Below are 12146 nucleotides of genomic sequence, written 5' to 3' on the forward strand. Positions count from 1 at the left end.
GTCGGCCAGCAAGTAGCGAAGAGGTTCATGGATTCAGTTCTCCGGAGACGGCCGTAGCGCGCTCGATGTCGGCGAGAAGTCGGTGATAGCGGGTGGCAGCGTCGATGACGTCGCGCTGCAGCCCGAGTAGTACGGTTCGGGCCTGTGCGACTTGCAGGAAGGAGAAGCGCGCTTCTTCGTAGCCCGCTTCCGTCGACGCCAGTGCCTTTTCAGCGATCGGGATCATGCGTTCGCGCATGGTCTCGAATTCATGGCGCGCGCGCTGCAGGCTCTGATAGCGACCGAACAGGGACTGATAGGCATCCAACGCAGTCACGCTGCGCTGTGCTTCCACGCGTTCGCCCTCGGCCTGTTGCTTGGCAATGGCGCTGCTGGAACGCGCACTCATTCCCAACGGCAATGAGAACGACAGAACCAACGCCTGGTCGTCGATCGCTTCGAGTCGCCGCACACCAAGGGTCGTTTGCAGATCCGGCCTGCGACTGGCTTCAGCGACGCGCGTCTGGGCCGCAATTTGCTGCGACTCCAGCGCGAACGCCTGCTGGTCGGGACTGTGCGGCAAGCGTTCGACCAGAGTTTCGAACGGTGCGATCGCTGGTGGCGCTTCGAGTTCGCCAGATGCGCGCTCAAAATCCGGTTGTTGTTGGCCCCAGAGCACCGACAGCGTGACGCGTGCACTGGCGAGTTCATTGCCCGCTGCTTCTCGCTCCAACTCGGCGCGGATCACGGCGAGATCCGCAAGATGCAAATCGGCTTGTGGGCTGCGACCGCGCTCGACGCGCTGGGCGACTGCCTTCCTGCTGGCCTGCGCCAGAGTCAGTGCCTGCTCAGCCAGCGCAAGTCGGGCTTGCTTGGACACCACCTCGATGAAGCGATATGCGACGTCGGCAGCGACATCGAGCCGCCGCTGTTCGACGAGATTGAGCTGTCGGGCGACCTGAGCCTCGCCGAGCGCGCGTCTCGCCGATTGTTTGCCGCCCAGTTCAAACACGCGCCCGAGACGCAATGTCGTCTCGGCGCCATGAATACCCGATACATCCCCGGTACCGGCGACGTTTTCAACTTCGGTGCCGATCGTCAACGGTGGCGCGAGCCCATCCGCCGCCGCCTGATGCCTGACGGCCGCCACGGCAGCGCCCTCGGCGCGCAGCGCAGCATTGTCTGCCAACGAGCGACGCACCGCTTCGTCCAGCGTGAGACCTTGTGCCTGAATCGCACTCGCGACAAAGCCCATCGCCCCGGCCAAGGACAGGGTCCAACCTTTCTTGAACTTCATGGATTGCTCCCATCTACCACTGAACACACGCAAGGGCCGGCCGCCGCAGCGGTCCTGGCACATTCAACGAGGTTCAGGCGATCGGAGGTCGGTAAGGCGGTGGCCAGCGCTCGGCAGGCGCGGTCAGAACGACCGTCGCGACTGCTGGTGCGGGATGAATCAGAGCGCGAAGCACAGGCAGCGAGGCGTCGATCAGAGCGATCGACAGCGACGGCATGGCATGCAGGTGGGTCAGCACAGCATCGGTCTTGTCATCGATGTCGTCGATCTGGACCAAGACTTCCGCTGCATCATCGGCGGATGCCAAATGGTGATGGCCATGATCGTGGTCAGCAATCTCGTGCTGATGCATTTCCCAACGTGGCATGCCACCGAGCAGCAGACCCAGCACCGTCAACACCCACAACACACGGAATCCGCGGTGGCGAGAGAGTGCAAGTCGGCAGTGGGCAAGCAACGAGGGCATCCCGGCAGTATGCATGAGTCGCTATGGACGGACAACGGGAAAAAGAATGCTTCGGGGTGGCGGGACGATGTCACACCGTGCATCATGGCGTCGGGATGTGTTCACGTTTCCAACCGGGGTCCAACGTGCGCGAGTTGTAGGAGCCCAGGTTCAGCGCACCAGACCGTCGCCGATTTTCGTCGTCGGCGCGATGCCAATCGCCGGAGAACCGACGATCGAAAGCGCTGGTGACTCACCTTGGCCCCACGAACGAACACCTGAGATCGAGTGTCGCCAAGGTGCCGCCGCCTTCGTCCGCTTGGATCTCGAGGACCCAGCCGAGGTGTTCGCAGATACGTCCCATCAGTTCCAATCCAACGCCTCGCCCGTGTTGTCCATCGCCCTGCCGCGCAAGCGTTGCATACAGCTTGCTGATGTCTTCGGCAGGCATCCCGTGCCCGGGATCAACGACTCGAACGACGCCGGCAGGTTCGATGGAAACAGAGACGACGCCATGATCACTGTGCTGGATCGCATTGCGCACCAGATTGGCGATAGCGATTTGCGCGATCCCGATCGGGGCCTGGATGTTGCACGGGGCGAGCGCGCCCACGCGCAAGGTCAGCGATTTAGCGGCCGTCAGCGGCGCGTGATCACCGACCACTTCATCAACGACTTCGTCCAACGCAAATAGGCCGGCACTCTCCATGATGCGTTCAGGAGACTTCGTCAACACCAGTAGGACGAATGAGTTGATCGATATCGCGCGACGCCCGTTGGATGCGCTGCAGCGGCTTGCGCGCTGCCTCCGACAAATCGGACTGACCCGCCGCGACCTCGGCCGCGCCTATGATCGCAGCGATGGGCGTACGCAGTTCGTGGCTTGCGGTCGTGATGAAGATGCGTTCGCGAGCAACGAGTCCATCGATGCGGCCGAGCAGACCGTTCACCGCGCGACCGATCGAGGCAATTTCGTCTTGTGCGAGCGCGTCGAAGGACACGCGCTTACCACCCGTGGTCGGTCGAAGTTGATCGATTTCGGCGGTGAAATTCGACAGCGGACGAAGCAGTCGCCCTGATATCCACCACCCGAGTGCCGCAAGCAGGACGGTCACGACGCCCGTCACCACCAGTAGCCACGCCGTCAACGCGCGTTCGTCGGCCTCGAGTGCCGTGATGTCGATGACCATGTAGAACCGTTGCGCGCCTGCGTCCCTGACCATGACGGCGGCCTCACGGTCCCCAAGCTCGACTTCATCGTGCAATCCGGGGGTCAATGCGGCCAGCGCGACCGGCAGTCCGGATGCGTCCACCTGAGCGCGCTCCACCGCATACGCATGCAAGTTGCTGCTGCTTGGCAGCGGCGCATTGGGATCTAGCGCGCGGTGCTTGATCAGATCGTCGATCTCGCTGTTCAGCAGTGACTGCCAGACGACGATCTCGACGCTCTCATTGGTGATGTAACCCAATCCGAGAACGCCCGTCGCGATCATCATCGCGTACGTAAACATCCCCACGGCGATTCGAGTACGTAGAGTTCGTCGCATCTCAAGTTACCTCAGTCGCAATGCGGTAGCCCATACGCGGGACCGTCTGAATCAATTTGTTCGCGAAGGGGCCGTCGACAGCCCGCCGGAGTTCGTACATGTGTGAACGCAACAAGTCCGCGTCAGGCAAAGCTTCGCCCCAGAGGGCCTGTTCGAGCCGCTCCCGCGTCACGATAGCCGGTGCCGCGCGCATCAAGACCTCCAGGAGCTTGCGGCACGCGGGGAAGAGTTTGATCGCCGACCCCGCCCGAGTTGCCTCCAGCGGGGACAGATCGAGCCGAAGATCCTGCGTCGTCAGAACCCGCTGCGGCACCACGCGACCGGTCGCACGCGCGACCAGCGCCTCCAAGCGCACTTCGAGCTCCTGGAGATCGAACGGTTTCGTCAGATAGTCGTCGACGCCGGCACGAAATCCGACGATCACGTCGGGGACCTCGTCACGCGCGGTGAGCATGATGATCGGCGTGCTCTTGCCGGCATCGATGCGCAGACGTCTTGCGACGGTCGGGCCATCGAGTCGTGGCAGCATCCAGTCGAGCACGATGGCGTCGTAGTCATGTTTGATGGCGAGTTGCAATCCGGTCAATCCGTCGGGTGCGGCGTCCAAGGTATGGCCGCGCGACTCGAAGTGGTCGAACAGATTGGCCACCAGATTGTGGTTGTCTTCAACGATCAGCAGTTTCATGGGGACGTGACGCTCCTGGCGCGCAGAACACGCCGCGCCACATGTTGCCATCGGCGATGTCGTAATTCAGTCGGTGGCGTTGACCGCGTTCAGCCTCGGCCTCACGGAAGCAGCCGCACGCCGCGAAATAACCCGCAACTCACGTGATTCCGACCCCGTTCTGACAAGCGATGCGCGATACAGGGCGCCTACAATTGAAGACATTCATTCGATGACGAGGGCAAATCGTCCTGAGGGCGATTCAGATCGACGGTCAGGATCGGCGACGGTCAAGCTGCGACGGCGGTGCGCACAGGCATTCTGGGCGGGTTGTTGTGTACTCGCATTGTCCGGGTGCGCGTCAGTCCCATCGGTGACCATCGACCTTCAAGCCAACGTCGATCGAATCGAGAACAACACGCTCGATGACGCCTCGGTCCACGCCGCGCTGGTGGCGGCCGGACTTCCTGCAATGAGCCCGAATGATGAGTGGTCTCTGGATGCGCTGGTCGTTGCCGCTTGGCAGTTCCGACCCGAACTGGCCGAAGCGCGGGCATTGCGATCGGCTGCGGCCGCGGACGTGGATGCGACGAAGTCTCGCCCATCGCCGCTCGTATCGTTGATCCCGGAGTTGGTCCTCATGCGTCGGGCAGCAGTCCCTGACGATTGCGGCGGCGATGTCGTTCATCGTCGCGAACCCGTCTCGGCGCGAAGCACAGGTCGATCGGGCATTCGCCGCAGCGCAACGTACGATCTGGCAACAGGCCAGAGTGGCTTGGCAGATCGCGAGTGAGATCCGTACCGCGTCCGGGCGGCTCACGCTCGCTGAGCACGCGTTGTCACTGGATGCGACCGAGCGTGCGCTGCGCGCCGAAAAATGGGCGATCGCCCGTCAACGCGTCGCGGTGGGCACTGCTGCGCGTACGACCTTGGCCCGACTCGAGGTCGCCGAGGCCAGCGCGTCGCAGTTGCACGACCAGCGTCTCACCCGTCGGGCGGCGGCGCTCACGCAGCTCGCCACGGCCATCGGACTTCCGACCGATGGCCTCGCAGCCATCCATCTCGCGCCGTCCGCTGACAGTCCGGCGTTCGCCCCGGATTGGCCGAGCTTGCATCGCACCGTGCTGTTTGATCGTCTCGATCTCGCCGAAGCGCTCAGCACCTACGCCGAGGCCGACGCGATCTGGCGCGAACAGGTTGCGTCGCGTTGGCCAGACCTGACCCTTGGCCCCGGGTTTGCCTTTGATCGGGGCGAACACAAATGGACACTCGCAGTATCAGGCGAGCTGCCCATCGGCGGACGCCTTGATGCGACGACGACGGCGGCGCAAGCGCGACGATCTGCCGCAGCCCAACACGTCATCGCCGTCCAAGCTCAGGCGCTGGGCCGTCTCGCCCAGATCCGCACGGATTGGGAAGGCGCGCAGATGTCGATTGCGACCACGGACACGGCAGTGGCGGCTCAGGCGCGTCTGGTTGCCGCGGTGGAAAGACGGTGGCGTGCCGGATTGACGCCGCGTGAAGACTGGATCGACGCGCAGCTCGAACTGATCGTGCAGCAGCAGTCACGGCAGGACGCAACCGCGCAACGGTTCGCCATCGTCGACGCGTTGGAAACGACGGTTCAGCGGCCGCTGTGGCCGCCGAGCAGCTCCGCGACATCGATCAAACACACAATGATTCTGAGGATTCGGATGCCACTCCAGCGCGTTAAACCACAGTGGCTGATGCTGGCGCTTCTGCTCTCGGCCTGCGGCCGTGCTCCGGCGCCCGAGCCGGCATCGCCAGCACCCAAACCCGGCGCCGAGGACGACATGACGTTGATGCTCAGCGCGGGTGACGCAGCACGCATCGGTGTCACAACTGCGGCCATGACAGTCGCCGAGTATCGATCGTCGGTCGCAGCGGTCGCGATCGTCGTCGACCCGCAGGCATTGTTTCCGCTGCTCGCCGAGCAGACCAGTGCAGCATCGGCGCGCAGCGCGAGTGCCGCGAACCTCAGTCGGGTCGAGGCATTGTTCGCAGAGGACGGCAACGCTTCCGAGCAGGAATTGGACGCAGCACGTGTGCAACGGCTGCAAGATGATGCGCGCTATACCGCTGTTCGGCGCCAGTTGCAGTCGCATTGGGGTGAGCGGTTTGTGGGCGGCGACGTGGCCGCACTCGCTGATCGACTCGCCGAGGGTCGGCTCGCGCTGATCCGGATCGAGTTTCTCGACACGGTGGCCGGTCCGGTGCACTGGCAAGGACACCCACTGCGTCTGGCGTCATCGCCGACCCCTGACGATCCAGTCGGCCTGGATCGCGCCTGACCGCGAATCCGAACCGCTCCGGTGCGGCCTGGTTAGCGCTCGTGGCCACCACCACCCGGCTTCCGGTCGATCTGCGCGGTGCGGTCGATATCCCCCAATCCGCGCAAGCGCAGAGCGGCGTCGAGTTGCCACGGTCGGCAATTGTCTACGCGGACTCGGGCTCCTGGGTCTACGTCGCGATCGACGACACGCACTATCAGCGCCGTGCGATCGCCCTCGACCGACCGACCGCGGATGGGTATTTCGTCGATCAAGGATTCCGTGTCGGCGAACGCGTGGTGACGGCCGGGGCCGGGCTGCTGCTTGCCGAACAGCTCGGTCAAGACGCCGACGACGAGGACTGACCGTGCGCTTGCTGATCGCCCCATCGATCCAGCATCGCTGGATTGTCGCGTTGCTCGCCATCATCACGATGGCCTACGGCATCGAGAACTTGATACGCACACCGCTTGACGTGTTCCCGGAGTTCGTGCCGCCGCAGGTCAGCGCAGACTGAGGCAGTCGGATGGTCGCCAGAGCAGGTGGAGCAGCGTGTCACGACGCCGATCGAGACCAGCCTGTCCGGCGCCGTCGGCATCGTGTCGATGCGCTCGGAGTCGATCGCCGGGCTCTCGGTGGTGAATCTGTTCGCGGACGATGCCGACCTGTACACCGTTCGCCAGGGGATCGCGGAGCGCTGGGAGAGGTTGTGGCGCGGGCTGCCCGCCGGTGTCGCGGCACCCAAGATGTCGCCGCTGACGTCGAGCACCATGGACGTACTGAAGTTCGGACTGCAGTCGCAGCGTCTGGACTCGTTCGCGCTGCGCGATCTCGCCGAATGGACGCTCAAGCCACGGCTGCTGGCCGTGCCTGGTGTCGCGCGGGTGACGGTCTTTGGCGGCAAGGTCCGGCAGTGGCAGGTCCAGATCGATCCAGCACGCCTGGACGCCGCCGGCATGACCCTCAATGAGATCGTCAGCGCGGTCGGCCGCGTCCTCGATGTCCGAGGCGGCGGATCCATTGAACTCGACGCCCAGCGTATTCCGATTCTTTTGGCCGAAAGCGATACACCGCAGACGACGATCGCCGCCACAGTGCTTCGGGTCGACGGCGGCGTGCCGCTGCGCCTCAGCGATGTCGCCGACGTCGTGTCGGCGGCCGCAGTGCCGATTGGCGACACGCTGATTCAAGGTGAGCCCGGCGTGCTGTTGACGGTATCCGGTCAGTACGCCAGCAACACATTGGAAGTGACGCGCGCGATTGAGGCCGTCCTCGATACGTTACGGCCGCAGCTTGCCGCGCAAGACGTGACGCTGATTGCGCCCCTGCATCGGCCGGCGAACTTCATCGAGCGCGCTCTGAGGGACCTCGGGCAGGCCTTGGCGATCGGTTCGTTGCTGATCCTGATCACGCTGTTTCTGTTCCTGCGCAACTGGCGCACTGTTGCCATTTCGTTCGTGACGATTCCGCTGTCGCTGCTGGCGGCGATCATGGTCCTCGACTACCGCGGCGAGACCTTGAACACCTTGACGCTCGGCGGCTTTGCCGTCGCGCTCGGCGTGCTCGTCGACGACGCGATCATCGGTATCGAGAATGTCGTGCGCCGTCTGCATCTGAACTCGCGCAGCAGCGCACCGCGTCCGCGGCTCCAGATCGTGCTCGATGCCACGCTCGAAATCCGTGCTCCGGTGTTCTACGCCACCCTGGTCGTGGTGCTGGTGTTTCTGCCCGTGCTGGCGTTGAGCGGCGTGCAAGGACGATTGTTGACGCCGATGGCCGCGGCCTTCGTCTGGTCGGTCCTGGCTTCTCTGGTGGTCGCGCTGACGGTGACACCGGCGCTGTGCGCCTTCCTGCTGCGAGACCCCGAAGCGGATCACGAGCCGCGCTGGTGGCAACGAATCCGCGACGGACATCATCGCGGCATGCGCTGGGTCGATGCGCATTTGCGCCTGGTCATGAGCGCACTCGTCGTCGCGTTGGGAATCGCCATCGCCCTCCTGCCGCAACTGCGTGGGGAGTTTTTCCCGATGTTTCGCGAGGGTCATTTTGTCCTTCAGGTGTCCGCGCGCCAGCCCGGCACCTCGATCTCCGAGATGCTGCGCGTTGGAAAATCCATTAGTGCGGAGGTCCTGCGTCTGCCCTATGTCGCCAGTATCGAACAGCAGATCGGTCGCGCCGAGCAGGGCGAAGACACGTGGGGCACGCATCGCTCAGAGTTTCATGTCGCGTTGAAAGCGGATGCTGATATCGATCAGGCCGATGCCCAACGTGCGCTGCGCCAGATCCTCACGCGCTATCCGGCCGTGCAGTCGGAGGTGATGACCTTTCTCGGTGATCGCATCAGCGAAACGATGACTGGCGAGACGAGCGCGGTCGTGATCAACATCATCGGCCCGGATCTCGATGCACTCGATCACATCGCAGCACAAGTCGCTAGCCAGGCCCGATCAATTCCCGGCGTCGCCGACTTGAAATCCGGGGCGTCGGCAGCGGCGGCCCAACTCGAGGTGCGAACCCTGCCGGACGCGCTGGCGTTGCACGGTGTTCAAGCCACCGATGTTGCCGAAGCCATCGCCACGGCCTTTGCCGGCATCACCGTCGGTCAGATCCATGAACTCGATCATGCGACCGACGTGGTCGTCACACTGCCGGACGCCATCCGCCATCAACCCGAGCGCATCGGTGACTTGCCGTTGACCGCACTCGATGGTCGACGGCTTCAGGTTCGGGACGTGGCATCGATCGAGGCTGGAAGCGGCCGCGCCGTCGGGCAACATGACGCCGGTCGGCGCCGTGCCGTCGTTGCGTTCAACGTCGTGGGTCAGAGGGCCGATGACGTGATCGCCCAGCTGCGGGCTCGCTTGTCCGCGCGCGTGACCTTGCCCGTTGGGGTCTTCATCGAGTTCAGCGGCGTCGCCGAGGCCGAGCGCACGGTGCACCGGGAACTCGCCGTCTACGGGTTGCTGGCGCTGGCATTGATTCTGCTCTGCCTTGGGCTGACCTTCCGACGCGCGTCGGATGTCGCGATGGTGATGCTCAATTTGCCCTTCGCACTGATTGGCGGCGTTGCGGCGATCGCCGTGACCGGCGTCGGACTGTCGATCGGCGCACTCGTCGGCCTGATCACCGTGTTCGGCATCAGCGCCCGCAACGCGATCTTGCTGTTGGCGCACTACGACCATCTGCGCACGGTCGAAGGTGAGGACTGGTCGCCTGCGGTTGTGTGGCGGGGTGCGAGCGAACGCTTGCGTCCGGTGCTCATGACCGCACTGGTCACGGCACTCGGACTCGTGCCTTTGGCGCTAGGCGCCGGCAAACCCGGACACGAGATCGAAGCACCGATGGCCATCGCCGTGCTCGGCGGTCTGCTGACATCCACCTTGCTGACGTTGCTCGTCTTGCCCGCCATCGCAAGGCGGCGTAACTATCCGATCGCGGCCAGCACTGAGTGATTCGAGCGTTCCGGTTCGTGCCTGCCGAGCCTCGCGTAGATCAGACTGACCCAACGGCAGGCGCGCTCGATTCCGCCGCCAGTCAATCAATCGCGATTGCGAGGAACACCGTGCTCAGGCTCAGCACGGTCAGACCGACGAGGAACGTCCCATCGGCCAGCCGTTCCATCCGCGCATTGCCGCGGTTGCGCATCGCGGCATAGGAAAACAGGCTGCTGACCAAAAAAACGACGCTGCACAGTGCCAGGGAGTGGGACACCCAGACCGCCAGACCGGTGAACTTTGCGAGCTTTACGATCGAGAGCGACGTGATGCAGACCCCCACCATCGTGGCGGACGAAGGAAGGATGTGCTCAGACAGCGCAGTCAGATGGGTGGTCGCGTTCTCGGCCATGGGGTCTCTCGCTGTTGGAAAGTGGTTGTCGGGGCAGCAGTCACATCCGTCGTCTTACTCCCAGCGCGCGAACAGCGCCACGGTGCACCTGACATAGGGTGACGGGGCGCCGCCGCTCCCCCATGCAACCCAAAGGTCACATGCGACGAAAGTGTTTGGCCGCGATAACAGCTTACTAACCTGGTTCCGACAGGGCTACGACGCCCTTCGCTTGACACTGATCCAAGAGACATCGCGGGGGCGCTCCCGCTTCCGCGACATCGGAACGACGTCGTCACGCGATAGGCATGCAGTCTGGGGAGGACCGCCATGAAATTTGATTCAGTGTTTTGCATTGCGCGCCGATGGTCGATTGTCGCGTGGCTGGCGGTACCGACGAGTGTGCTGGCTGATACGGCTTCCTTGCCCGCGCTGGGTCTGCCGACCACGCCGTTGCCGAGCGACTCAGAATTGGAGCAAGCGGGTGCACGAATCGGCGAGATCGAAATCGACAACCAGGACGTGTTCGATGCCCGCGATCCGAAAGAAAATCGCGGGTTGTACCGATTGTCGAACCGGCTGCACATCGAGACCAAGCCGGAGCTGATCAAGCGCCAGCTGCTGTTCAAGTCAGACGACGAGTACTCGCGACGACTGCTCGACGAGTCCGCACGGATCCTGCGCTCGCAGCGATTCTTCTACAACGCGGAAGTCGTTCCCGTTCGCTATGTCAACGGTCGTGTCGATGTGCGTGTGACGACGCGCGATGTCTGGTCTCTGAACCCCGGCGTCTCGTTCAGTCGACGCGGCGGGAAAAGCACCTACGGCGTGGAGTTGGAGGAACTGAATCTGCTGGGCCGCGGTGTGTCGGTAGGCATCCACCACAAGTCCGGCATCGATCGCGATGTCCGCCGCATCGATTTCGCCGATCGGCACCTGCTCGGCCAGCGTCTCGAACTGTTGGCAAGCTACGGAAACAACAGCGACGGCGACGAAATGCATCTTGGCCTCGAGCGCCCGTTCTACGCCCTCGATACCCGGCATGCCATGGGTGCGAGTGTTGAGTCGGTCGACCGAGTGAATTCGTTGTATGCGCTGGGCCAGGTCGATTCGCAGTTTCGCGAGCAGGCGAATTCATTTGATGCCTACGCGGGTTGGTCGAGCGGCCTGCGTGACGGCTGGGCGCGTCGCTGGCTCGTCGGCTACACACGGGATCGTCGTGAGTTCGAAGCCCTGCCGGGGAGTGTCGATGGCGACGTGTTGCCGGAGAACCGCGATCTATCCTACCCGTGGGTCGGATTTGAACTGGTCCAGGACGAATTCGCGACCCTCGAGAATCACGATCAGATCGGCCGCACTGAAGATTTCCTGCTGGGCACGCGTCTTGAAGCGCGACTTGGCTACAGCACGACTGGATTTGGTTCGGACCGCAACGCGCTCATCTATCACGCGACGTTCGATCGCGGCATCGCGCTTTCGCCACGATCCACGGTGACACTCGGCTCAGCGCTCGAAGGTCGTTGGCAGGACGGTCGTGCGCAGGGACTCTTGTTCCGAATCCAACGCCCGCTACTACTTCCAGCAAAGCGAGCGTTGGCTTCTATTCGCGAATCTCGACGCCACCTACAGTCACGCGCTCGATCTCGATCAGCAGTTGCTCCTCGGGGGCGACAACGGACTACGCGGCTATCCGTTGCGCTATCAGGGCGGAGACAAGAGCGCACGCTTCACGATCGAGCAACGCTTCTTTTCGGATTGGTATCCGTTCCGACTCTTTCGAGTGGGAGGCGCCGTATTTTTTGATGCGGGGCGCACCTTCGGCGATGACCCATTGGGCACGCCGAACTATGGACTGCTGAAAGACATCGGCATCGGCCTGCGTCTGGGCAACACGCGCTCCGGGCTCGGCAATGTTGTTCACGTCGATTTGGCGTTTCCACTCGATGGGCCGAGCGACCTGAAGGCGATGCAATTCCAGATCGAGACCCGCAAAGAATTTTGACTCACGGCCGCGTAACGGCAATCCGACATTGCGCCGACGTGCCGGTCAGTACGGTGTTTGCGCCAACCCACTTCGTCATGGACGCCGCAGCGTGCA

Annotated in this window: 13 protein-coding genes; 7 read left to right on the forward strand and 6 right to left on the reverse strand. The window is 63.4% G+C overall.

Annotation, left to right across the window (positions count from 1 at the left end):
- Positions 1 to 25: 25 nt before the first annotated feature.
- From IPG63_18115 to IPG63_18135, 5 genes are all read right to left on the reverse strand, one after another.
- Complete coding sequence (locus IPG63_18115; GenBank protein ID MBK6729086.1) at positions 26 to 1276, reverse strand: TolC family protein; 1251 nt, start codon at positions 1274 to 1276, stop codon at positions 26 to 28.
- 73 nt (positions 1277 to 1349) lie between these two features.
- Positions 1350 to 1685, reverse strand: a complete 336-nt coding sequence (locus tag IPG63_18120; protein ID MBK6729087.1) for a hypothetical protein — start codon at positions 1683 to 1685, stop codon at positions 1350 to 1352.
- Positions 1686 to 1974: 289 nt separating this feature from the next.
- Positions 1975 to 2430 (reverse strand): sensor histidine kinase, encoded by a 456-nt coding sequence (locus IPG63_18125; GenBank protein MBK6729088.1) that lies wholly within the window; start codon positions 2428 to 2430, stop codon positions 1975 to 1977.
- A 7-nt stretch (positions 2431 to 2437) separates the two neighbouring features.
- Entirely contained in the window at positions 2438 to 3217 is a 780-nt protein-coding gene (locus IPG63_18130; protein ID MBK6729089.1) for a HAMP domain-containing protein, read from the reverse strand.
- Positions 3218 to 3269: 52 nt separating this feature from the next.
- Complete coding sequence (locus tag IPG63_18135) at positions 3270 to 3953, reverse strand: response regulator transcription factor (protein ID MBK6729090.1); 684 nt, start codon at positions 3951 to 3953, stop codon at positions 3270 to 3272.
- A gap of 352 nt (positions 3954 to 4305) precedes the next feature.
- Here IPG63_18135 and IPG63_18140 point away from each other — a divergent pair, with 352 nt between their 5' ends.
- Genes IPG63_18140 through IPG63_18160 form a run of 5 tightly spaced genes read left to right on the forward strand, consistent with a single transcriptional unit; the run spans position 4306 to position 9675 of the window.
- Positions 4306 to 4725, forward strand: a complete 420-nt coding sequence (locus IPG63_18140) for a hypothetical protein (GenBank protein MBK6729091.1) — start codon at positions 4306 to 4308, stop codon at positions 4723 to 4725.
- 43 nt (positions 4726 to 4768) lie between these two features.
- A complete protein-coding gene (locus IPG63_18145) occupies positions 4769 to 6244 on the forward strand; it encodes a TolC family protein (GenBank protein MBK6729092.1) in 1476 nt (491 codons plus the stop codon).
- A 41-nt stretch (positions 6245 to 6285) separates the two neighbouring features.
- The gene (locus IPG63_18150) at positions 6286 to 6588 is read left to right on the forward strand and encodes a hypothetical protein (GenBank protein MBK6729093.1); all 303 of its coding nucleotides are present in this window, start codon (positions 6286 to 6288) and stop codon (positions 6586 to 6588) included.
- A gap of 2 nt (positions 6589 to 6590) precedes the next feature.
- Entirely contained in the window at positions 6591 to 6740 is a 150-nt protein-coding gene (locus IPG63_18155) for an efflux RND transporter permease subunit (protein MBK6729094.1), read from the forward strand.
- Positions 6741 to 6765: 25 nt separating this feature from the next.
- Entirely contained in the window at positions 6766 to 9675 is a 2910-nt protein-coding gene (locus IPG63_18160; protein MBK6729095.1) for an efflux RND transporter permease subunit, read from the forward strand.
- 82 nt (positions 9676 to 9757) lie between these two features.
- Here the strand turns inward: IPG63_18160 and IPG63_18165 are convergent, their stop codons facing one another.
- Positions 9758 to 10069 (reverse strand): hypothetical protein, encoded by a 312-nt coding sequence (locus IPG63_18165; GenBank protein MBK6729096.1) that lies wholly within the window; start codon positions 10067 to 10069, stop codon positions 9758 to 9760.
- 309 nt (positions 10070 to 10378) lie between these two features.
- On the opposite strand from IPG63_18165, the gene IPG63_18170 reads away from it, so the two are divergent.
- On the forward strand, positions 10379 to 11851 hold the full coding sequence (locus tag IPG63_18170) for a hypothetical protein (protein MBK6729097.1): 1473 nt from the start codon (positions 10379 to 10381) through the stop codon (positions 11849 to 11851).
- 28 nt (positions 11852 to 11879) lie between these two features.
- Entirely contained in the window at positions 11880 to 12050 is a 171-nt protein-coding gene (locus IPG63_18175) for a hypothetical protein (protein MBK6729098.1), read from the forward strand.
- Positions 12051 to 12146 lie beyond the last annotated feature (96 nt).

This window comes from Lysobacterales bacterium (genome assembly GCA_016703225.1).
Lineage (GTDB): Bacteria > Pseudomonadota > Gammaproteobacteria > Xanthomonadales > Ahniellaceae > JADKHK01.

What these genes read in the sequence shown, in the direction of transcription:
- IPG63_18115 (MBK6729086.1), bottom strand. Translation starts at nt 1,276, where the DNA reads ATGAAGTTCAAGAAAGGTTGGACCCTGTCCTTGGCCGGGGCGATGGGC.
- IPG63_18125 (MBK6729088.1), bottom strand. Translation starts at nt 2,430, where the DNA reads ATGGAGAGTGCCGGCCTATTTGCGTTGGACGAAGTCGTTGATGAAGTG.
- IPG63_18130 (MBK6729089.1), bottom strand. Translation starts at nt 3,217, where the DNA reads ATGATGATCGCGACGGGCGTTCTCGGATTGGGTTACATCACCAATGAG.
- IPG63_18135 (MBK6729090.1), bottom strand. Translation starts at nt 3,953, where the DNA reads ATGAAACTGCTGATCGTTGAAGACAACCACAATCTGGTGGCCAATCTG.
- IPG63_18165 (MBK6729096.1), bottom strand. Translation starts at nt 10,069, where the DNA reads ATGGCCGAGAACGCGACCACCCATCTGACTGCGCTGTCTGAGCACATC.
- IPG63_18170 (MBK6729097.1), top strand. Translation starts at nt 10,379, where the DNA reads ATGAAATTTGATTCAGTGTTTTGCATTGCGCGCCGATGGTCGATTGTC.